Below are 19,748 nucleotides of genomic sequence, written 5' to 3'. Positions count from 1 at the left end.
CTGAAAAAAACCAACTGCCTCAATAAGAACAATTATCCGGAAAACAACATTTATTTGGAAAACACACTATGTTAAGCAAAATCAGCGAATCACTAACCGACTTATCAGGTGCCGAACGCAAAGTGGCCGAATCGGCGCTGGCCGAACCGAAATGGTTCGTGCACGCCGCCGTGGCCGAAATCGCCGAACGCGCCTCGGTGAGCCAGCCCACCGTTATCCGCTTCTGCCGCAGCCTGGGCTATAAAGGGCTGCCCGAATTCAAACTGGCGCTGTCGGCCAGCATCGGCCACGAAGGCATGCCTTATGTGCACGAAGAGTTGAACGCCGACGACGACATGGCCAGCGTGGTGGAAAAAGTGTTGAGCAATGCCGCCGCCTCGATACTCGGCGCGCGCCGCTTTTTGAAAGAAACCGAGCTGGAAACCGCCATCGCCATGCTCACCCACGCCCGCCGCATCGAATTTTACGGCGTAGGCAACTCGGGCATCGTGGCGCAAGACGCGCAACATAAGTTTTTCCGTTTCGGCATTTCCACCGTGGCCTATGTGGACACCCACATCCAACTAATGGCCGCCTCGGTGTTGAGCAACCACGACGTATTGGTGGTGATTTCCAACTCAGGCTCTTCCATCGAGCTGCTCGACGCGGTGAGCATCGCCAAAGAAAACGGCGCGGCGGTGATTGCGATCACCCGTTCCGGCTCGCCGCTGGCGCAACTGGCCGACTGCGTGTTGAGCATCGCCTCGCAGGAAAACGTAGAACTCTACACACCGATGGTTTCGCGGCTGCTGCAATTGGCCGTTATCGACATCCTCGCCATCGGCCTGGCCCTGCGTTTGGGCGAAACCGCCAGCCTGCAACTGCAAAAGAGCAAACGCAGCATTCACAGCAAACATTTGGAATACGATAAAGACAAGGACTCAGAATCATGAAACATTTACAGGATTTGCCTTCTTGGCGGGAACTCTGGAAACATTTCGACGCCACCAAAGGCCTGCATATGCGCGAAATGTTCGAGCAAGACCCCGAACGCGCCCAACGCTACTGGCTCGAAGTGGGCGGCATCACGCTGGATTATTCCAAAAACCGCATCACCGACGAAACGCTGGGCCTGCTGTTCAAACTGGCGCGTGAAGCAGGCCTGCCCGAACGCATCAAGCAGATGTTCCACGGCGAAAAAATCAACGAAACCGAAAACCGCGCCGTGCTCCACATCGCCTTGCGCAACCGCACCAATTCGCCCATCGAAGTCGACGGCGAAGACGTGATGCCCAAAGTGAACCATGTGTTACACCGCATGGGCGAATTCACCCACGAAGTGCGCAGCGGCGAATGGCTGGGCTACACCAACCAAGTGATTACCGACGTGGTCAACATCGGCATCGGCGGCTCCGATTTAGGCCCGCTGATGATGTGCACCGCACTCAAACCCTTCGGCCACCCACGTATGCGTATGCACTTTGTTTCCAACGTCGACGGCTCGCAACTGCGCGACGTACTCGAAAAAGTGCACCCCGAAACCACGCTGTTCATCATCGCCTCCAAAACCTTCACCACCCAAGAAACGCTCACCAACGCCCTGACCGCGCGCGAATGGTTTTTGAAACACGCCGGCGACGAAACCGCGATTGCCAAACATTTCGTCGCCGTTTCCACCAACAAAAAAGCCGTGGCCGAATTCGGCATCGACACCGCCAATATGTTTGAATTCTGGGATTGGGTGGGCGGCCGCTACAGCCTGTGGTCGGCCATCGGCCTGCCGATTATGCTGTTTTTGGGCGAAGAAAACTTTATCGAAATGCTCAACGGCGCCCACCTGATGGACCAGCACTTCGCCAACGCCCCGCTGGAGCAGAATATGCCCGTGCTGCTGGCGCTGATCGGCATCTGGTATATCAACTACTACGGCGGCGGCAGCCACGTTATCGCCCCCTACGACCAACACCTGCACCGCCTGCCCAAGTTTATCCAGCAACTCGACATGGAAAGCAACGGCAAACAGGTAACGCTCGACGGCCAGCCCGTGGCGCACGAAACCGCACCGATTATCTGGGGCGAAACCGGCATCAATGGCCAGCACGCTTTCTTCCAGCTGCTGCATCAGGGCACGCACATCACCCCCATCGACCTGATTGCCTCACTCGAAAAACGCAGCAACCTGCCCGGCCACCACGAAATCCTGCTGGCCAACGTGTTTGCGCAGGCCGAAGCCTTCATGCGCGGTAAAACCCCCGAAGAAGCGCGCGCCGAACTCGAAGCGCAAGGCTTGGATCAGGCGAAGATTGAAGCACTGGTGCCGCACAAAACCTTTTCGGGCAACCGCCCCAGCAACATCATTCTGATGACCAAAATCAACCCCCGCAACATGGGCAGCCTGATTGCGCTCTACGAACACAAAACCTTCGTGCAGGGCGTGATTTGGGGCATCAACAGTTTCGACCAATGGGGCGTCGAGCTGGGCAAACAGCTGGCCAAAACCATTTTGGGCGAATTAACGGGCAAAACCGACGTGCAGCGGCACGACAGTTCGACCGAGCGTCTAATCCGCCTCTACCGCAACGCCAATTGCGACAAAGCGGGAGAGTGCTGAAGAATCAGGCCGTCTGAAAAAACGTCTTTCAGACGGCCTGTTTGCAAGGTGGTAAATGTAGCAAAATAACAGTATTCATAATATTGGAATATCGGTATTATCTGCCGCTTTCTTTTAAGATGGATCATCAATAAAACTGCTGAATATCTTAAAGAAATTATCACCATTTTAAATCTCAATGAGGATATTGATATGTCTGCGCAATCACAACAAAACAACAACTTCGCGTTGTCGGTGTTGACCACGTTGTTTTTCATGATGGGTTTCATCACCTGCATGAACGACATCCTGATTCCCCACCTGAAAGAAATTTTCAAGCTTTCCTACACTCAGGCGATGCTGGTTCAGTTCTGCTTCTTCACCGCCTATGCCGTGATGTCGATTCCGATGGGCAAACTGGTGGAAAAAGTGGGCTATAAAAACGGCGTTATCGGCGGTTTTCTGATTGCCGCCGTGGGCTGCCTGCTGTTTTACCCCGCCGCTGGCAGCCACTCTTACCCGATTTTCTTGGGCGCGCTGTTTATCTTGGCTTCGGGCATCGTGCTGTTGCAGGTTGCAGGCAACCCCTATGTAACCCTGCTGGCCAAACCGGGCAAAGAATCCGCCACGCTCACGCTGATTCAGGCGTTTAACTCGCTGGCCACCATGATTGCCCCGCCGCTGGGCGCGATGCTGATTTTCGTGGACGCCACCGCCAGCGAAGCCGAGCGTATTTCTTCGGTGCAGATTCCCTATTTGGGCTTGGCCGGCTTTCTGATTCTGCTGGCCGTGGTGGTGAAAATGCTCCACCTGCCCGACGCGCGCAAAATCGCCGAAGAAGAAACCGAACACAACCACGACGGTAAAACCAGCGTTTGGCAATACAAACACATGGTGCTCGGTGCCGCCGCCATCTTCTGTTATGTGGGCGCCGAAGTGGCCATCGGCTCGCTGATGATTAACGTGCTGGAAGTGGCCGCCGGCCTCAACCACACCACCGGCGCGTTCTACCTGTCGGTTTATTGGGGCGGCGCGATGGTAGGCCGTTTCATCGGCTCGGCCATGATGAACAAAATCGCACCCAACAAATATCTGGCGTTCAACGCCATTGCCACCATCACACTGACCGTTGTTGCCATCTTGGCCGGCGGCGGTTTTGTTACCATGTGGTCGCTGCTGCTGATCGGTTTCTTCAACTCGATTATGTTCCCGACCATCTTCTCGCTGGCCACCAAAGGCTTGGGCAAATTTACCGGCGCGGCTTCGGGCATTATCTGTACCGCAATTGTAGGTGGCGCGATTGTTCCGGTTGTTCAGGGTTTCTTTGCCGACCACATCGGCCTGTTGGTATCGTTCTTCGTGCCCACCCTGTGCTATCTGTATATCCTGTTCTTTGCTACCAAAGGCTATAAGGCCGACGAGCAAACCGCTTGATTTCAAATAGCGTTTATTTGAAACCGATGATGCCGTCTGAAATTTCAGACGGCATTTTCATTATCTCAACAGACAGCAGCCCATCCATTCCCTCCGGCCAGCCGGTGTAACTGACTATGCCGCATACCTTGCAGGAATCCGCCTGCTTGGCTACCTTTTCCGACTTTTCAGGCTTCGGCAGCAGCTATCAGTATCACCATCGCTGTCCCGATTGAAACGCTGCCGTGCAAGGCCACAATCAAGAAAACCCTGAAAAACGTCCGCCCGCACTCGCAAATCACCATCAACGCCGAACGCTCTTCCTACATCGCCAGCGACGTTTTGGAGCTGATTGAAGACTTTGCCAACATCTTCGCCAAAGAACACAACATCAACGTGATTCTGAAAGGTTTCAAACCCCAATACGACGAAGAAGGCAACAACTACAACACCCATGTGCGCGTTGCCCACAGAAGCACGATTTAAAAAGGCCCTGCCGCCGTTGACAGGCCGTCTGAACAACCCGAAACAGGCGTTCAGACGGCCTTGTTCCGTCCGGCCTCACGAATACCTTTTATCTGTTAATCAAACCGTTTAAAATTATTCACAAATTTGCATACCTTTGCCATACCGTATCTTTGCGGCATCAAGGCTTTTTGAGACAATAACCGCGTTCTTCGGAACGAAAACCGAAAAACAACAACACAAACCGCACTATCAAAGGAAAACCTGTGAAACGCATCTTTCTGTTTTTGCTAACCAACATCGCCGTTTTGGCCGTTATCAGCATCATTCTGAGCATACTCGGGGTAAGCGCCAACCCCAACGACATGGCCAGCCTGCTGATTTATTCGGCGGTTGTCGGCTTCACCGGCTCCATCATTTCGCTGCTGATGTCCAAAACCATCGCCAAACGATCGGTCGGCGCAGAAGTGATTACCCAGCCGCACAATGAAACCGAAGCGTGGCTGCTGCAAACCGTTGAAAACCAAGCCCGCCAGTGGAACCTGAAAACGCCCGAAGTAGCGATTTACCACTCGCCCGAGCCGAACGCTTTCGCCACCGGCGCCAGCAAAAACAACTCTTTGGTGGCCGTGAGCACCGGCCTGCTCGACAGCATGACCCGCGACGAAGTGGAAGCCGTGCTTGCACACGAAATGGCCCACGTCGGCAACGGCGATATGGTTACGCTCACGCTGATTCAAGGCGTGGTCAACACTTTCGTCGTGTTTCTCGCCCGCGTGGTTTCCGGCATCGTGGCCCGCAGCGGCAACGGCGAAACCTCGCAAGGCACTTATTTTCTCGTGAGCATGGTTCTGCAAATCGTGTTCGGCTTTTTGGCCAACTTCATCGTGATGTGGTTCAGCCGCCAGCGCGAATACCGTGCCGATGCAGGTGCCGCCCGCCTGGTGGGCGCACCCAAAATGATTGCCGCCCTGCAACGGCTCAAAGGCAACGCCAGCGACCTGCCCAAAGAAATGACCGCCATGGGCATCGCCAGCGAAGCACGCGATTCTTTAATGAGCACGCACCCCACCTTAGACAACCGCATCGCCCGCTTGAAGCAGCTGTAACCGGGCAACCGTTATCATCAATCAAAGGCCGTCTGAAACGTGAACTGCACCCCAAAAGTTGGACACCCCCTTCAACTTTAAAAGGTGCAGTTTTCTTATGTCCAAATATAACCTACACTTCAAATACCGAGCCGTACTCCATTACCACCAAGTGCACAGCCAACAGCGCACCGCAGAGCACTTCAACGTCTCACGCACCCACCTGCGCCGTTGGATTGCCGCCTACCGGCAAGGCGGCATCGCCGCACTTCAACACCCGCAGGCTGCCTCTATGAAGACCAAACGCAAAAACCCGTTTATCGCCGACAAACCCGACCACGAAAAAAACCAGGCGGAACTGATTGAAGAGTTACGTTACATGAGGGCGGAGAACGACTACCTAAAGCACATGAAAGCCCTCAACGAAAAGAACGCCGCCAAAGCTGCGAAACCGTTCAAACGTTGAGGGCGAAGCACCCGCTGAAATATCTGCTGCACAGTGCCGGCATTCCCAAAAGCAGCTTTCATTACCATATCGGCAAAGCCGATCCCGATGCGGCGGCCAAAACCGCAGTGGGTGAAGTCTATCGCCGACACAAAGGCCGTTACGGTCATCGGCGGATTGCCGCCGTATTGTCGTGGAACAAAAAGAAAGTGCAGCGCATTATGGGTTTGTTGGGACTGAAAGCCAAAGTCCGCAGTAAAAAAACCTACCGTCCGCAAGCAGTAGGAGAGGCTTCGGACAATATTCTCAATCGAGAGTTTACCGCCGGCAAACCGGCAGACAAATGGCTGACCGATGTGACGGAGTTCAAATGCACAGACGGGAAGCTGTACTTATCGCCGATATTGGATGTGTTTAATCGGGAGATTGTGGCCTATTCTTTAGGCCGCAGAGCAAACAGTAAAATGGTGGCGCAAATGTTGGACCAAGCATTCGGCCGTCTGAAAGGCCAAACGCCGCTGCTGCATTCCGACCAGGGTGTGCTTTACCGCACCGAGGCTTATCGAACGAAATTGGCTGAGAAAGGGATTGTGCAAAGTATGTCGCGCAAAGGCAATTGTTGGGACAATGCGCCGATGGAGAGTTTCTTCGGTATACTGAAAACGGAGAGCTTCTATCAGGAAGGTGCGCTGTCGGTGGCGGAGCTGACAAAGGTAATAGATGATTACATACATTACTACAATCATGAACGGATTAGTTTAAACTTGAAAAAGCTGAGTCCTGTCGGCTACAGAACCCAGCTTGAAAAGGCTGTTTGAGAAAGATTCTTAACTTGTCCAAGTATTGGGGGACAGTTCAACGTTTCAGACGGCCTTTCGCATTATTTGAAACCTTTGATTTTGGGGCTGTCCTAGATAACTAGGGAAATTCGAATTCAGTTAAAATAATCTCTATGAGAAAACGAAGTTTCAGCGCAGCTAAAAAGCCGTTAAAGCCGTTGAAGCCACTACAAACAAAACAAACTCATCGAACTATTTGTAGCAGGCGTTACAGCACGGACAGCTGCCGAACTGGTTGGTGTAAACAAAAATACTGCCGCCTATTATAGTGGATTAAAATAAGAATGCCGAAGTAGGGTAAAACGATTCTTTAGCATATCGCCCAATTGCAAGTTTGAATGCAGTTATTTCATTTCGGAGTTTTTATTTGAATTCACTATATTTTCATCGTCTGTGATTACTCATCTATCAAAACAGCCCGCATTTGGAAATGTTTGATGGCGAATGTAGAAATTGATGAAAGTTATTTTGGCGGGCAACGCAAAGGCAAACGCGGACGCGGTGCTGCCGGCAAAGTCGCTGTATTTGGTCTTTTGAAACGCAATGGCAAAGTTTATACGGTTACCGTGCCGAATACACAAACAGCTACGTTACTGCCGATTATCCGCGAACAAGTAAAGCCGGATAGTATTGTTTATACTGATTGCTACAAAAGTTATGATGTACTTGATGTGGGTGAATTCCGCCACTTTCGTATCAATCACAGTATACATTTTACAGAACGACAAAATCACATTAATGGGATTGAGAACTTTTGGAATCAGGCAAAACGGCATTTACGCAAGTTTAACAGCATTCCCAAAGAGTATTTTGAGCTGTATTTAAAGGAGTGCGAATGGCGTTTCAACAACAGTGAAATAAAGTCTCAAATTTTTATTTTAAAACAATTAGTAAAGAACGACTTATCCTAGTTATCTAGGGCAACCCCTAAAATAATTACGGCGTTGGCTTGACTGACCGGTTTTTCAAATATTTCAGGCCGTCTGAACAAATCAGGCGGCAAATAAATCAAAACAAAACTGCAGTTTATCCTACCGTTTTGTTTTGATATGTCGGTTCAACCTGGCAGCAGATAAAGCGTTACCGTATCGCCCTCGCCCACGGTTTGGCCGGCGGGTATTTCGCACAGGGCTTCGGCGGTTACGCAGGTGCCGAGCATGGCGGAGCCTTGGTTGGGCAGCAACACGGCCTGTGTTTCGCCTTTATCGTTGATTTGAATGCGCACACGCAGAAATTCTCGGCGTTTGATGGCTTTGCGGGTGGAAAACACGGCTTTGGCGGTGATTTTCGGCAGCGTCCAATTGCGTTCCTGTTTGCCCATCAGTTTGTTGAGCACGGGCAGCAGCAGCAGGTGGGCGGTAACGAAAGCGGCCACGGGGTTGCCGGGCAGAACAAACACTTTGGCGTTGCCGATGTGCCCCCAGGCAAAAGGCTTGCCGGGTTTGATGGCGAGCGTGTGGGTGGTGAGCGAGCCGGTGTTTTCTATGGCCTGTTTCAGATAATCGGCCTCGCCAACCGATGCGCCGCCGCTGGTGATAATCACGTCGAATTTTTTGGCCGCGTAGGCCAGTGCGGTTTCGGTGCGGTTCAAATCGTCGGGCAGAATGCCGCCGTCCATCACTTGCGCGCCGCGCGTTTGCAGCCACGAAATCAACAGATAGCGGTTGGCATCGTAGATTCTGCCGTTTTCCAGCGGCATGCCCGGCTCGGTAATTTCGTTGCCGCTGGAAAACACGATTACGCTGAGTTTGTCGTACACGGGCACGCGGTCGTAGCCTTGCGAGGCGGCAAGGCCGAGGGCGGCGGCGTTGAGCTTGCTGCCTTTAACCAACAGCTCTTGGCCGACGCTGATTTCTTCGGCCTGCCGCCGTATGTGCTGGCCAGGTTTGACGGCGGCGGTTACGGCCAGCGTGCCGCCGTCGGTTTCGGTTTCTTCCTGCGGCACCACGGCGGTGGCGTTGGCGGGCAGCGGTGCGCCGGTGAAAATGCGCACGGCTTCTCCGGCCTGCAACGGGGCGGCCGCAGCATCGCCCGCCTGCGTGCGGCCGGTAACGGTAAAGGTTTTCAGACGGCCTTCGGGATCGCACACGGCGTAACCGTCCATGGCGCTGTTGTCGAACAGCGGCGAGGGATAGCGTGCGGCCAGCGGGGCGGCTAATACACGGTTGGCGGCTTCGCACAACGTGAGGTTAACGCTGCCGAGCGTGCAGGTATGGCTGTCGAGCAGGCTGCTGCGGGCGGTGTCGAAATCTATCATGATGTCGGTTCCATATCTTGCGGTGAGTTGTAGTTGGCGAAGGCGGTCTCGTCGGGAAAATGCACGGGGCGGGCGTGCTGCTGTTCGAGCCAGCCGCGCAGGGTACGCATGCCGGTGTAGAGGTAATCAACGGTGCTTTGCAGCAGCTGCGGGCGCACGAACATGATGCTGTAATGCGCCTGTGTGTCGGTTTCGGCATAGAAGGCGGCGGTGGCGGGATAATCTTGCGCATCCATCAGAAAGGTAACCACCAAATCGTCGGGCAGATTGGGGGTGTCGCAGGGCACGATCAGCAGCCAGTCTGCCGTGGTCAGGCGCACGTCGCTGGCGGCGGTGCTAAGGGCGGCCAGCGGCCCCAGCCCCTGCCATTGGCGGGCATCGGCAAACACATGGGGCGTGCGCTCGGCATAGGCTTCGATATTGCGGTTAACGCTCACGGCTATGTGGCTCACTTGGTTTTGCAGGTTGCCGATAACGTGGTCGATAAAGGCTTTTCCCTGCCATTTAACCAAGCCTTTGTCTTGCCCGCCCATGCGGCGGCCTTCTCCGCCCGCCATGATGAGTGCGCTGATTTTCATGTTTATTCCTCCCATTTCTCTTTGGCGAGTGTGTCGCTCTGCTTGGCTTCTACCCAGCGTTCGAGGCCGTCTGAAAAAGTTTCTTTTTTCCAAAACGGCGCTTCGGTTTTTAAATAGTCCATAATGAATTCAGCGGCGGCAAACGCGGCTTTGCGGTGTGCCGACGCGACCAGCACCAGCACAATCTGTTCGTCTGCCGCCAGCCCGCCCACGCGGTGGATAACGGTGCAGGCGGCCAGCGGCCAGCGTTGCGAGGCCGTTTCAACGATGCGCGCGATTTCGTTTTCGGTTACTTCGGGGTAATGTTCCAAAAACAGGTGCGCCAGGGGCGTGGCGGTGTCGCGGTCCCGCACCAGCCCCACAAAGGCGGCCACCGCACCGATGTTGCCGCCGCCGTCGAGCAGGGCGCGGTATTCTTGTTGCAGGCTGAAATCTTCATGCTGGATGCGGATAACGGGCTGCATCGTCAGCCCCCCGTTACCGGCGGCAGCAGGCCGATTTCGGCTCCGTCGGGCACGGCATCGCCCCAGCCGCTGATTTTTTTGTTGATAACCAGGCGGAAAATCCGCCCGGGTGCCAGCGCGCTCTCCCATTCGCTGCCGCGCGCCCTCAACAATGCCAGCAAATCTTCGCCCGTGCCGCCCTGCCATTCGATGGATTCTTGCGCGGTTTGCAGCTGCTGTTTCAATACGCCGAAATACAAAATCGTAATCATGTGGAAAAGGCCGTCTGAAACGGCAAACAAAACGGTAACGGTTCGGATTCTACACGAAAACCCGCGGCCGCAATGATTGCCCGATAGGATTAGCAGACGGTTGCCGTTTATGCTGATTAAGGCCGCCGCAGCCGCCCTAGGGTCTGTCGACGTGACCGGCGAAGCGGTTTTTTGAGGCAAAAACCGCGTATGCAAGGCAAAAAGCGCAGCAAGGTTGAACACCTTGCGAGCATTTTAGCTTCGCAAGTCCGCTACGCTACCTAACGCCGCAGACGGGGGATTTTGACCAAAAATACCGCCGTTGCGTTAATTGTCGACAGACCCTATGCTAAAATCGCAGCCTTTTTGAATAGTTCTTTAGCAGTAGTTACCGAGAACACTTATACCGGCCCGCAAACGGTGCTAAAAACCCCGTTGTTATTCCGATTGCCACCGTTTATAAAGGTTTAAACCGCATGATAAAAGCCCGCTCCACCTTTTTGGCCGCGTTGCTGGCCGTTGCCGCCCCCTACGCTTCGGCCGCCGAAATCACCGTTTCCGCCGCCGCCAGCCTGGGCAACGCTTTTAAAGAAATCGCCGCCCAATACGAAAAGCAGTATCCGCAAGACAAAATCCGGCTGAACACCGCCGGTTCGGGCACGCTGCTGCAACAGGTGTTACAGGGCGCGCCGGTGGATGTTTTGGCGTTTGCCGATCAGGAAACCATGGATAAGGCCGCCGGAAAAGGCGTTATTGACACCCAAACCCGCCGCGATTTTGCGCTCAATTCATTGGTGATTGCCGCGCCGCTTAACAGCAAACTGCGTATCGGCAAACTGAGCGATTTGGAAAGCGAGCGTTTTGGCCGCATCGCCGTGAGCAACCCCGCCGGCGTGCCGGTGGGCCGTTACAGCAAGGCCGTTTTGGAAAAAGCCGGTTTGTGGCAGACCCTGCAACCGAAAATCATCAACACCCAGCATGTGCGCCAGTCGCTCGATTATGTGGCGCGCGGCGAAGTGGATGCGGGTTTCGTGTATCACACTGATGCGGCGCTGATGAAAAACAAGGTGAAAGTGCTGAAAACCGTGCCCACCGAAAAACCGGTTTCCTACCCGATTGCCGTTACCAAACAGAGCAAGGCAGCGGCGGAAGCCAAACGCTTTACGGCTTATGTGCTCTCGCCCAAAGGGCGCGCGGTATTGGAAAAATACGGGTTTAAAAAACCTTAAGCAAATACCATAGCGAACAAACTTGATAAAAAGTGATACGTCATACCCGGGACTGCCCCGAATATGACGGAGCTGTTTTGATACTATAAAACGGCGGGCAGCAATGCCCGAGACCTTTGCAAAACCCCCATCTGCGGCGCATTTCTGCGTTGTGCGCTGCTCGCTCGTTTGCCTATCGTGTGATATGTCTGCACTCGCTGCGCTGCTACGCCTTGAACTGCATCCACATCTAGGGGTTTTGCAAAGGTCTCTGCCCGCCTTGTATGTCTGATTTTTTCAGACGGCCACGATAACCCGAATCTTAAAAATGACCGAATCCCTAACCGTTACGCTGCTGCTTTCGCTGAAAGTGGCCGGGTTGGCAACTGCCTTGAATGTTGTGCTCGGCACCGCCACGGGCTTTGCGCTGGCGCGTTGGCGTTTTGCCGGCCGCAACCTGCTCGACACCCTGCTCACGCTGCCGATGGTGATGCCGCCCACCGTGCTCGGCTATTATTTATTGGTGCTTTTGGGGCGCAACAGCGCTTTCGGCGGTTGGCTGCGCGAAACGTTCGGCATCAATCTGATTTTCACTTGGCAGGGGGCGGTGATTGCGGCGGCGGCGGTAACGTTTCCGCTGGTATTCAAACCCGCGCGGGCGGCGTTTGAAAGCGTGAACCCGCAGCTCGAGCAGGCTGCGGGCGTGTTGGGGTTGGGCGCGTGGGCGGTGTTTTTCCGCGTGAGCCTGCCGCTGGCCTGGCGCGGCATACTCGCCGGCGTGCTGCTGGCTTTTGCCCGCGCCTTGGGCGAATTCGGCGCCACGCTGATGATTGCGGGCAGCATTCCGGGGCAGACGCAAACGCTTTCCATCGCCGTTTACGAGGCCGTGCAGGCGGGCGACGATGCGCTGGCCAACGGCTTGGTGGTGCTGGTTTCGGCGGTGTGCATCGTGATTCTGCTGGCGGTCGGCCGGCTGGCGCGCGCGCGCGACGGGAGGGGCTGATGCTGTTCGACATCAATATCCGCAAACAACTGCCGTCGTTTTCGCTCGATATCCGCCTGCAATCCGATGCGCAAAAACTGGTACTGCTGGGGGCTTCGGGTTCGGGCAAAAGCCTCACGCTGCAACTGATTGCCGGGCTGCTGAAGCCCGACGGCGGGCATATCCGCATCGGCGGCGAAACCTGGTTCGGCAACGGCTGCAACCTGCCCGCGCGCCGCCGCCGCGCCGGGCTGATGTTTCAAGACTACGCCCTGTTCCCGCACCTGACCGTGAGCCAGAACATCGCTTTCGGCGTGCAGGCGGGCTGGCGCAATCCGGCCAAAAGGCCGTCTGAAAACGTGCGCCGCTGGCTCGATTTATTACAGCTTGAGCACGTTGCCGACCGCTATCCGCACGAAATTTCAGGCGGCCAGAAACAGCGCACCGCATTGGCGCGCACCCTAATTGTGCAGCCGAAACTGCTGCTGCTCGACGAGCCTTTTTCCGCGCTCGATGCCGACTTGCGCCGCCACACCCGCCGGGAACTGCTGCAACTGCAACAACAAAGCGGCATTCCGATGATACTGATTACCCACGATGCCACCGATGCCGAGGCGCTGGGCGACGAAATCCGGCGGATAGAAAACGGGCGGCTGCATGGCGGCTGAAGCAAATGCCGGCGTTTTCAGACGGCCTGATAGCTTTGCAAGTTATTTCAACACCTAAAAAAACCTGCGTCATGCTCGGGCTTGACCCGAGTATGACGATGATTGGGCATTGCACGGACATGATGCAGGTTTCCAACCGCCCGCTTCACAACAAGCCGATTTCCCTGAAAAAACGCCCGTAGGCTTCCGCCTTTTTCTCCAGCGCCAGCGGATACGCACGCGACGACGACGGCAGGCGGTACAAACGCAGATTCCGCCCGCCGAACACCGTTTCGGCATATTCCCCGATTTTCGGCTTGGCGGTTTCAGACGGCATCAAAGCAAGCAGGGTATCCGTGGCCAATTCGCCCGTGGTCATCACGGTTTGGCACAGCGGAATGCGCGCCAGCAGGCCCGCCAGATCCACCGGCTCGACAATTTCTAAAAACTTATCCGCCGCATTGCCCTGCAAACGCCGCACCTTATGCGCCGTGTCGCTGATGGCAACGCCCTTATCGGCCAAAAACTCCCGCAGCAAACCTTCTTTAAACGCCTTGCCGCCCGCCTCAACGAAATAATCTTTATCGCCGAAAAACACCAATCCGAACACCCGCCACATATCGTTTTGAAAATTCGGATAATAAAAATCCATTTTCCAGCGCGCACGCGGCGGCGGAAACGAGCCGAGCATCAACAGCCGGGCATTGGCCGGCAGAAACGGCGGCAGGGGGTGGGTTTCGACGGTGGCGTTCATATCGGAAAGACAAGCGGAAACAGGCGGCATACGCGGCCCGGGGTCTGTTGACACAAGGGTTCGGATAAAAATCGGGAAAACGCGCCTATAACCCCAGCTGCGCCTTCATCCATTTCAAATACGGCAGAAAACCGCCCTGCACGGGCTGCATCAGCACTTGCGGGCAATCGTAGCTGTGGTTGCGCACAATGGTTTTTTCCACCGCCCTGTAATGGCAGCGGGCGGTTTTAATCACGATGCGGATTTCTTCTTCGCCGCACAACTCACCGTTCCACACATATCGGCTGAATATGTTTTCATATTGCACGCAGGCGGCAAGGCCGTTTTCGAGCAACAGGCGGCCGATGCGTTCGGCTTCTTCGCGGTTCGGCGCGGTGGCGGTGATGATAACGGGCTTGAAGCGGGGCATTTTTCAGACGGCCTTTTAAAGTTTGAAGTTCAACACAGGCCAGCCTTTTGCTCCGGCTTCCTGCTGCAACACTTCGTCGGGGTTGACGGCCACCGGGTCGCTCACCAGCCGCAGCAGCGGCAGGTCGTTTTTGGAATCGCTGTAAAAATAGGTTTTGCCGTAGCTCGCGAGCGTTTCGCCGCGTGCGGCCAGCCATTCGTTAAGGCGGGTGATTTTGCCTTCTTTCAGGCTGGGCGTGCCGACGTAATTGCCGGTGTAGCGGCCGTTATCGCCGGTTTCCAGCTGCGTGCCGATGATGTTTTCGATGCCGAACAGATGGCAGATAGGGGTGATGATGAATTCGTTGGTGGAGGAAATTACCAACAGTTCGTCGCCCGCGTTGCGGTGGCTTTCCACCAGCATTTTCTGCATGGGCGAAATATGCGGGGCGATAAACTCTGCCACAAATTCGCGGTGCATTTCAGCCAGCTCTTCTTTGCTGAAACGGCTGAGCGGCTCCAGATGGAACTTCAGAAACTCGTCGATGTTCAGGCAGCCGTTTTGGTAGTCGCGGTAGAATTTGTCGTTTTGGGCGCGGGTGTATTCGGCATCGACCACGCCTTTCTGAATCAGGTATTGCGGCCACGAGTGGTCGGAATCGGTGTTGATTAAGGTGTTGTCCAAATCGAAAATGGCGAGGTTTTTCATGCTTGTTCCTTGAGAAGCTGCCGCAGCAGCGGCAGGGTGATGCGTTTGCCCACCGTAACGGCGTAGCGGTCTAAGGTGTCGAGCATCTGCATCAGGCTGTCGGTGTCGCGCCGCCAATGGTTGAGCAGATAATGGAAGATTTCGGGTTCGACCACCATCTGGCGGGCGGCGGCCATGCTCATCAATGCGTCGATTTTTTCTTGGTCGCTCAACGGTTTGACATCATAAACCAAGCAATAGCCCATGCGGGTGCGCAAATCTTCGCGCACCGTCAGCCCGTGCGGCGGCACGTCGGCGCTGAGCAGCAAAAAACCGCGCCCGCTGTTGCGGAAGCGGTTGAAAATTTCAAACAGCACGGCCTGCTCGCCGGCATCGAGCCTGTCTATCTGATCCACCGCCAGATATTCGGCTTCGAGCGCCGTTTCGTTCAGCGGAGTGTTTGCGGCATCGACATACAAGGCGGTTTTGCCCGCCTGCAAAGCCTGCGCCACCCACGCCTGCAAAAGATGGCTCTTGCCCGAACCCTGCTGCCCCCACACATAAACAAACTGCCCGTGCGCCTGTTGCAGCATATACAGCAGCTCGGCGTTAGACGTGCCCAGAAATTTGTCGAACGACGGATAATCGCGGGCGGCAAAGTCAAAAATCAGCTGGTTCACGGTGTGTTTTCGCGCGGCTTTCAAAACACCGCATTGTACGTTGTTTCAACAAACGGCAGCAAGCGGCGGCGTTTGGCAGAGTGCGGCGTTTTCACTTAAAATAACGAACTTTATGCCCACTTATGCCGTCTGAAACGCAGCCCTGCGGTTTTCAGACGGCCTGTCTTTCAAAACAACTCCGAAAGCACTCTTCAACATGGAATTTATTTCAGCGGTTATCGACTTTATCCTGCATATCGACCAGCACCTCACCCAACTGGCCGCCCAATACGGCGCGTGGATCTACGGCATTTTGTTTCTGATTATCTTCTGCGAAACCGGGCTGGTGGTTACGCCGTTTCTGCCGGGCGATTCGCTGCTGTTCGCCGCAGGCGGTATCGCCGCCATCGGTGAAATGAACATTCATATGATGGTGCTGCTGCTGATTACTGCGGCGATTATCGGCGACGCGGTCAACTTCGCCGTCGGCAAATATTTCGGCGCCAAGCTCTTCGCCAACCCCGATTCCAAAATCTTCAAACGCAGCTATCTCGACAAAACCCACCAGTTTTACGAAAAATACGGCGGCAAAACCATCATCATCGCCCGCTTCGTGCCCATCGTGCGCACGTTTGCGCCGTTTGTGGCGGGCATGGCGAATATGCACTACGGCCGCTTTATCCGCTATAACGTTATCGGCGCGGTGTTATGGGTGGTGCTGTTTTCTTATGCGGGCTACTTCTTCGCCAATATCCCCGTGGTGAAAAACAATCTCGGCCTGGTGCTGGGCGCGATTATCGTGATTTCGGTGCTGCCCGGCGTGATCGAAGTTATCCGCGCCAAGCGTGCGGGCAAACGCGGGGCATAAACCGCCGATGGCGGATTAAACGTATAGTAAATTAACATCAAAAATACCCGATATTCGATATTAGTTTAGACAGGGTTTGACAAAATTTGAGGCCGTCTGAAAAGCAAACGTTTTCAGACGGCCTCAATAAATTCTGCAAAGCTCCCGGTTTGCAAATCGCTTTCTTCAAGCAGAGACCTTTGCAAAACCCTCAGATGCGGATGCAGTTCAAGGCGTAGCAGCGCAGCGAGCGCAGACATATCACACGATAGGCAAGCGAGCGGGCAGCACACAACGCAGAAATGCGCCGCAGATGGGGGGTTTGCAAAGGTCTCAAGCAATGTGCAAACCCGCCCACAGAAACAACACTTAACCGGCTGCCGTTCCGGCAGCGGGCGCTGCGGCGGCAGCTTGGTCTTTGCGCTTCAATACCGCATACAGCACGCCCGTGAGCAGGCTGCCGGCAGCGATGGCGAGCAGATACATAACGGGTTTGTTGATGGCGTTCGGAATCAGCAACACGAAAATGCCGCCGTGCGGGGCGTGCAATTCGTTTTGAAACAAGGCCACCAGTGCGCCGGTAAGTGCGCCGCCGGCGATACAGCAGGGAATCACGCGCATCGGGTCGCGAGCGGCAAACGGAATCGCACCTTCCGAAATAAAGCACAAGCCGAGCACGAAAGAGGCTTTGCCGGCGCTCACTTCGCTTTCGGTGAACTTGCGTTTGGCCAGCATGGTGGCAATCGCGATGCCGATGGCGGGCACCATGCCGCCGGCCATGGCGGTGGCCATCGGGAAGTAGTTTTGCGTGGTCAGCAGGCCTACCGAGAAAGTGTAGGCCGCTTTGTTGATGGGGCCGCCCAAGTCTACGCACATCATCGCGCCGATAATCACACCGAGCAGAACCGCATTGGCCGTGCCCATGCTGGTGAGGAAGTTATTCATGGCGGCAAACAGTTGCGCCACCGGCTCTCCGACGATGTAGAACATAATCAGGCCGACCGCCAACGAGCTGATCAGGGGAACAATCAGAATCGGTTTCAAGGCTTCCATGGTTACAGGCAGCTTGATGTGTTTGACCAGCAGCAGCGCCAGATAACCGGCAAGGAAACCGGCAACGATGCCGCCCAAAAAGCCCGATTGCAGTTGCACCGCCAGCGCACCGCCGATTAAGCCGGGCGCAAGGCCCGGGCGGTCGGCAATCGAATAGGCGATATAACCCGCCAGAATCGGCACCATCAGGCCGAAGGCGGCTTTGCCGGTTTCCATCAACACGGCGGCCAGCGAGCCTTTTTCTTCAAAGGCGTTGATGCCGAAGATAAACGACATGGCAATCAGCAAACCGCCGGCCACCACCAGCGGCAGCATAAACGATACGCCGGTGAGCAGGTGTTTGTAGAATCCGGATTTTTCTTTGGCCGGAGCGGCAGCCGTTTGGCCGGACGCTGCGGCTCCGCCTTGAATACGGGCGTTGGCAACGGCTTCGGCAAACGCTTTGTCGGTTTGCTTCAAGGCAAAACCGGTGGGGCAGCGGTAGACTTTTTTGCCGGCAAAACGCGAGGTATCCACTTCGATATCGGTAGCCAGAATCACATAATCGGCACGCGCAATCGATTCCTCGCTCAAAATGCTTTTGGCACCGACCGAACCTTGGGTTTCCACATCGATGGTGTAGCCCAATTTGGCCGCACCTTGTTTGAGCGCGTCGGCGGCCATAAAAGTATGCGCCACACCGGTGGGACAGGCGGTGATGGCAACGAAATGCAGCGGCTTACCGGCAGCGGAAACTGCGGTAGCGCCGGCAGCAGGGGCTGCGGCAGGTGCGGCGGCGGAAGATTGGGCAGCGCTGCCGCTTTCGTCCAACACGCGCTGCAATGCAGCGGCGGCGTTTTCGCTGACTTCCTGCAAACCGGCCACGGCGATGCGGTCGGCCGGAAATGCGCCTATCTGTTCCGGCAGTTGGCCGACAAATACGATGCGGGAAAAATCACCGGCGGCGGCGTCAGACAAAGCCGCCACTTCGGCGCGCAAGCCTTTTTCCTGCGCCAGCGAAGCCAGTTTGCGCGCCAGAATCAGCGCGTTGGCAGCCTTGGCCGGGTGGTTGGGAATGAATAAAACTGAGGTGCTCATGATGCGAAATCCTTCTCTTGAGTGGATTCCCTTAACTTTCGCTACGGCGTTGCTGCGCCTTAGCTCAAAGAGAACGATTTTGTAGGCCGCTAAAGCGGCAACAGAATCGGTTCCGTACTACCTGTACTGTCTGCGGCTTGCTGCCTTGTATCGAAAATTAATTGAATCCACTATTTTTGAATAGAAATATGTTGTTTTAATGCCGATAAACGCTCTTGATCAGGTATGCCGAAACCGATTTGGCTGACCGCATGGGCAGCCAGCGCGGCGGCGGTTTGCAGGGTTTCTTCGGGGCTGTGGCCCGAAGCGAGGCCGTGCAATATACCGGCGAGCAGCGTATCGCCGGCGCCGACCGTGCTTTTTACCTCAACCGGTGCGGCACCGGCGTGCAGGCAGCGGCCTTGATGCCACCAATTCACGCCGTTTTCACCCATCGAGAGCACCAAATGCTCTACCGGCTGCGGCAAGTTGGCCAAGGCTTGCGCCTGCTCCTCTGTGGTGCCGGCCGCAAGCCCGAAGCTCTCTTGCAGCTCTTCACTGTTGGGTTTGATTAAAAACGGCGAACACGCCACTGCCGCCGCCAATGCCGCGCCGCTGGTATCGATGGCCAGCTTAGGATTGGCTTTTTTCAGACAGGCCAATAAGTCTTGCAAGTCTTCAGGCGAAAACTGTTGCGGCAGGCTGCCGCACACCGCTACGTAGTCCGCTTCTGTCGCCAAGGGCGCGATTTTGGCCGACAAGGCTGCTTTATCGGCATCGCCCACAATAAAGCCTTTGCCGTTGATGTCGGTCATACGGCCGCTTGCTTCGGCGATTTTGACGTTGAGACGGGTTTCGCCGCCTACATAAACAAATTCGTCGCGAAAACCCTGGCTCTCGAAATGTTGCCGGAACAACCCGGCATTATCGTTGCCGAGAAAACCGGATACGGTTACTTCGTGGCCCAAATCGCGCAGAATCTGCGCCACATTCAAGCCTTTGCCGGCGGCATGCTGTTCCGCCGCCTGCTGGCGGTTGACCGCGCCTATTTGCAGAACATCAAGCGAAACGGTGAAATCAATCGCCGGATTAAGCGTAATGCATAAAAATTTAGCCATG

The 19,748-nt window shown here is 55.3% G+C and carries 21 protein-coding genes and 4 pseudogenes; 14 read left to right on the top strand and 11 right to left on the bottom strand.

What is annotated here, in order from left to right:
• Positions 1–68: 68 nt before the first annotated feature.
• The 9 genes and pseudogenes from H3L92_RS03680 to H3L92_RS03640 all read left to right on the top strand — a co-directional run.
• Entirely contained in the window at positions 69–932 is an 864-nt protein-coding gene (locus tag H3L92_RS03680) for an SIS domain-containing protein (protein WP_085366307.1), read from the top strand.
• Positions 929–2,590, top strand: a complete 1,662-nt coding sequence (gene pgi / locus H3L92_RS03675; protein ID WP_085366306.1) for a glucose-6-phosphate isomerase — start codon at positions 929–931, stop codon at positions 2,588–2,590. The genes H3L92_RS03680 and pgi overlap by 4 nt, the downstream gene beginning before the upstream one ends.
• A 192-nt stretch (positions 2,591–2,782) precedes the next feature.
• Positions 2,783–4,003, top strand: a complete 1,221-nt coding sequence (locus tag H3L92_RS03670; protein ID WP_115336301.1) for a sugar MFS transporter — start codon at positions 2,783–2,785, stop codon at positions 4,001–4,003.
• 321 nt (positions 4,004–4,324) lie between these two features.
• On the top strand, positions 4,325–4,468 hold the full coding sequence (locus tag H3L92_RS13175) for a hypothetical protein (protein ID WP_245945464.1): 144 nt from the start codon (positions 4,325–4,327) through the stop codon (positions 4,466–4,468).
• 245 nt (positions 4,469–4,713) lie between these two features.
• A complete protein-coding gene (gene htpX / locus H3L92_RS03660) occupies positions 4,714–5,556 on the top strand; it encodes a protease HtpX (protein WP_085366304.1) in 843 nt (280 codons plus the stop codon).
• A 97-nt stretch (positions 5,557–5,653) separates the two neighbouring features.
• On the top strand, positions 5,654–6,001 hold the full coding sequence (locus H3L92_RS03655; RefSeq protein ID WP_085366303.1) for a helix-turn-helix domain-containing protein: 348 nt from the start codon (positions 5,654–5,656) through the stop codon (positions 5,999–6,001).
• On the top strand, positions 5,998–6,798 hold the full coding sequence (locus tag H3L92_RS03650) for an IS3 family transposase (protein ID WP_115336300.1): 801 nt from the start codon (positions 5,998–6,000) through the stop codon (positions 6,796–6,798). The genes H3L92_RS03655 and H3L92_RS03650 overlap by 4 nt, the downstream gene beginning before the upstream one ends.
• 207 nt (positions 6,799–7,005) lie before the next feature.
• Positions 7,006–7,083: pseudogene (locus H3L92_RS03645) on the top strand (IS1595 family transposase); the annotation flags it as partial.
• Positions 7,084–7,198: 115 nt separating this feature from the next.
• Positions 7,199–7,730, top strand: a pseudogene (locus tag H3L92_RS03640) (IS1595 family transposase); the annotation flags it as partial.
• A gap of 146 nt (positions 7,731–7,876) precedes the next feature.
• On the opposite strand, the gene H3L92_RS03635 reads toward H3L92_RS03640, so the two are convergent.
• Genes H3L92_RS03635 through H3L92_RS03620 form a run of 4 tightly spaced genes read right to left on the bottom strand, consistent with a single transcriptional unit; the run spans position 7,877 to position 10,369 of the window.
• Entirely contained in the window at positions 7,877–9,076 is a 1,200-nt protein-coding gene (locus H3L92_RS03635; RefSeq protein WP_085366894.1) for a molybdopterin molybdotransferase MoeA, read from the bottom strand.
• Entirely contained in the window at positions 9,073–9,654 is a 582-nt protein-coding gene (gene mobA, locus H3L92_RS03630; RefSeq protein WP_085366893.1) for a molybdenum cofactor guanylyltransferase MobA, read from the bottom strand. Before mobA ends, H3L92_RS03635 begins: the two co-directional genes overlap by 4 nt.
• Positions 9,655–9,656: 2 nt before the next feature.
• Positions 9,657–10,118, bottom strand: a complete 462-nt coding sequence (locus tag H3L92_RS03625) for a molybdenum cofactor biosynthesis protein MoaE (protein WP_085366892.1) — start codon at positions 10,116–10,118, stop codon at positions 9,657–9,659.
• A gap of 2 nt (positions 10,119–10,120) precedes the next feature.
• A complete protein-coding gene (locus H3L92_RS03620; RefSeq protein ID WP_085366891.1) occupies positions 10,121–10,369 on the bottom strand; it encodes a MoaD/ThiS family protein in 249 nt (82 codons plus the stop codon).
• A 455-nt stretch (positions 10,370–10,824) separates the two neighbouring features.
• On the opposite strand from H3L92_RS03620, the gene modA reads away from it, so the two are divergent.
• The 4 genes and pseudogenes from modA to H3L92_RS03605 all read left to right on the top strand — a co-directional run bounded on the left by modA (position 10,825) and on the right by H3L92_RS03605 (position 13,206).
• Positions 10,825–11,577 carry a molybdate ABC transporter substrate-binding protein gene (modA, locus tag H3L92_RS03615; RefSeq protein WP_085366890.1) on the top strand — a complete coding sequence of 251 codons (753 nt, stop codon included), beginning with the start codon at positions 10,825–10,827 and terminating at the stop codon, positions 11,575–11,577.
• A gap of 116 nt (positions 11,578–11,693) precedes the next feature.
• Positions 11,694–11,848: pseudogene (locus tag H3L92_RS13170) on the top strand (lipoprotein signal peptidase).
• A 36-nt stretch (positions 11,849–11,884) separates the two neighbouring features.
• Positions 11,885–12,559 carry a molybdate ABC transporter permease subunit gene (gene modB / locus H3L92_RS03610; protein ID WP_085366889.1) on the top strand — a complete coding sequence of 225 codons (675 nt, stop codon included), beginning with the start codon at positions 11,885–11,887 and terminating at the stop codon, positions 12,557–12,559.
• The gene (locus tag H3L92_RS03605) at positions 12,559–13,206 is read left to right on the top strand and encodes a sulfate/molybdate ABC transporter ATP-binding protein (protein ID WP_085366888.1); all 648 of its coding nucleotides are present in this window, start codon (positions 12,559–12,561) and stop codon (positions 13,204–13,206) included. Before modB ends, H3L92_RS03605 begins: the two co-directional genes overlap by 1 nt.
• Positions 13,207–13,351: 145 nt before the next feature.
• Here the strand turns inward: H3L92_RS03605 and H3L92_RS03600 are convergent, their stop codons facing one another.
• The 4 genes from H3L92_RS03600 to hda form a co-directional block, all read right to left on the bottom strand.
• Positions 13,352–13,939 carry a uracil-DNA glycosylase family protein gene (locus H3L92_RS03600; protein ID WP_085366897.1) on the bottom strand — a complete coding sequence of 196 codons (588 nt, stop codon included), beginning with the start codon at positions 13,937–13,939 and terminating at the stop codon, positions 13,352–13,354.
• An 85-nt stretch (positions 13,940–14,024) separates the two neighbouring features.
• Positions 14,025–14,348, bottom strand: a complete 324-nt coding sequence (gene cutA, locus H3L92_RS03595; RefSeq protein WP_085366887.1) for a divalent-cation tolerance protein CutA — start codon at positions 14,346–14,348, stop codon at positions 14,025–14,027.
• Between the two features lie 15 nt (positions 14,349–14,363).
• Positions 14,364–15,035, bottom strand: a complete 672-nt coding sequence (locus tag H3L92_RS03590; protein WP_085366886.1) for a histidinol-phosphatase — start codon at positions 15,033–15,035, stop codon at positions 14,364–14,366.
• Positions 15,032–15,694 carry a DnaA regulatory inactivator Hda gene (hda, locus tag H3L92_RS03585; protein WP_085366896.1) on the bottom strand — a complete coding sequence of 221 codons (663 nt, stop codon included), beginning with the start codon at positions 15,692–15,694 and terminating at the stop codon, positions 15,032–15,034. The genes H3L92_RS03590 and hda overlap by 4 nt, the downstream gene beginning before the upstream one ends.
• A 196-nt stretch (positions 15,695–15,890) precedes the next feature.
• On the opposite strand from hda, the gene H3L92_RS03580 reads away from it, so the two are divergent.
• Positions 15,891–16,541 carry a DedA family protein gene (locus tag H3L92_RS03580; RefSeq protein ID WP_085366885.1) on the top strand — a complete coding sequence of 217 codons (651 nt, stop codon included), beginning with the start codon at positions 15,891–15,893 and terminating at the stop codon, positions 16,539–16,541.
• A 113-nt stretch (positions 16,542–16,654) separates the two neighbouring features.
• Here H3L92_RS03580 and H3L92_RS13165 read toward each other — a convergent pair.
• From H3L92_RS13165 to pfkB, 3 genes and pseudogenes are all read right to left on the bottom strand, one after another.
• Positions 16,655–16,848, bottom strand: a pseudogene (locus H3L92_RS13165) (lipoprotein signal peptidase).
• 41 nt (positions 16,849–16,889) lie between these two features.
• Positions 16,890–18,650, bottom strand: coding sequence for a fructose-specific PTS transporter subunit EIIC (locus H3L92_RS03575; RefSeq protein WP_085366884.1), 1,761 nt, complete (start codon positions 18,648–18,650; stop codon positions 16,890–16,892).
• Between the two features lie 170 nt (positions 18,651–18,820).
• Positions 18,821–19,747 (bottom strand): 1-phosphofructokinase, encoded by a 927-nt coding sequence (gene pfkB / locus H3L92_RS03570; RefSeq protein ID WP_085366883.1) that lies wholly within the window; start codon positions 19,745–19,747, stop codon positions 18,821–18,823.
• Position 19,748: the final 1 nt, after the last annotated feature.

This window comes from Neisseria dentiae, assembly GCF_014055005.1.
GTDB lineage: Bacteria > Pseudomonadota > Gammaproteobacteria > Burkholderiales > Neisseriaceae > Neisseria > Neisseria dentiae.
The sequence above is the reverse complement of the archived record's forward strand: the minus strand, read 5'-3'. Positions and strand labels throughout refer to the sequence as shown.

Coding starts and splice junctions, on each gene's coding strand:
- cutA (WP_085366887.1), bottom strand. CDS start 14,348: ATGCCCCGCTTCAAGCCCGTTATCATCACCGCCACCGCGCCGAACCGC.
- H3L92_RS03655 (WP_085366303.1), top strand. CDS start 5,654: ATGTCCAAATATAACCTACACTTCAAATACCGAGCCGTACTCCATTAC.
- pgi (WP_085366306.1), top strand. CDS start 929: ATGAAACATTTACAGGATTTGCCTTCTTGGCGGGAACTCTGGAAACAT.
- H3L92_RS03670 (WP_115336301.1), top strand. CDS start 2,783: ATGTCTGCGCAATCACAACAAAACAACAACTTCGCGTTGTCGGTGTTG.
- H3L92_RS03625 (WP_085366892.1), bottom strand. CDS start 10,118: ATGCAGCCCGTTATCCGCATCCAGCATGAAGATTTCAGCCTGCAACAA.
- H3L92_RS03680 (WP_085366307.1), top strand. CDS start 69: ATGTTAAGCAAAATCAGCGAATCACTAACCGACTTATCAGGTGCCGAA.
- H3L92_RS03600 (WP_085366897.1), bottom strand. CDS start 13,939: ATGAACGCCACCGTCGAAACCCACCCCCTGCCGCCGTTTCTGCCGGCC.
- H3L92_RS03605 (WP_085366888.1), top strand. CDS start 12,559: ATGCTGTTCGACATCAATATCCGCAAACAACTGCCGTCGTTTTCGCTC.
- H3L92_RS03590 (WP_085366886.1), bottom strand. CDS start 15,035: ATGAAAAACCTCGCCATTTTCGATTTGGACAACACCTTAATCAACACC.
- H3L92_RS03580 (WP_085366885.1), top strand. CDS start 15,891: ATGGAATTTATTTCAGCGGTTATCGACTTTATCCTGCATATCGACCAG.
- modA (WP_085366890.1), top strand. CDS start 10,825: ATGATAAAAGCCCGCTCCACCTTTTTGGCCGCGTTGCTGGCCGTTGCC.
- H3L92_RS03620 (WP_085366891.1), bottom strand. CDS start 10,369: ATGATTACGATTTTGTATTTCGGCGTATTGAAACAGCAGCTGCAAACC.
- H3L92_RS03575 (WP_085366884.1), bottom strand. CDS start 18,650: ATGAGCACCTCAGTTTTATTCATTCCCAACCACCCGGCCAAGGCTGCC.
- pfkB (WP_085366883.1), bottom strand. CDS start 19,747: ATGGCTAAATTTTTATGCATTACGCTTAATCCGGCGATTGATTTCACC.
- mobA (WP_085366893.1), bottom strand. CDS start 9,654: ATGAAAATCAGCGCACTCATCATGGCGGGCGGAGAAGGCCGCCGCATG.
- H3L92_RS03635 (WP_085366894.1), bottom strand. CDS start 9,076: ATGATAGATTTCGACACCGCCCGCAGCAGCCTGCTCGACAGCCATACC.
- modB (WP_085366889.1), top strand. CDS start 11,885: ATGACCGAATCCCTAACCGTTACGCTGCTGCTTTCGCTGAAAGTGGCC.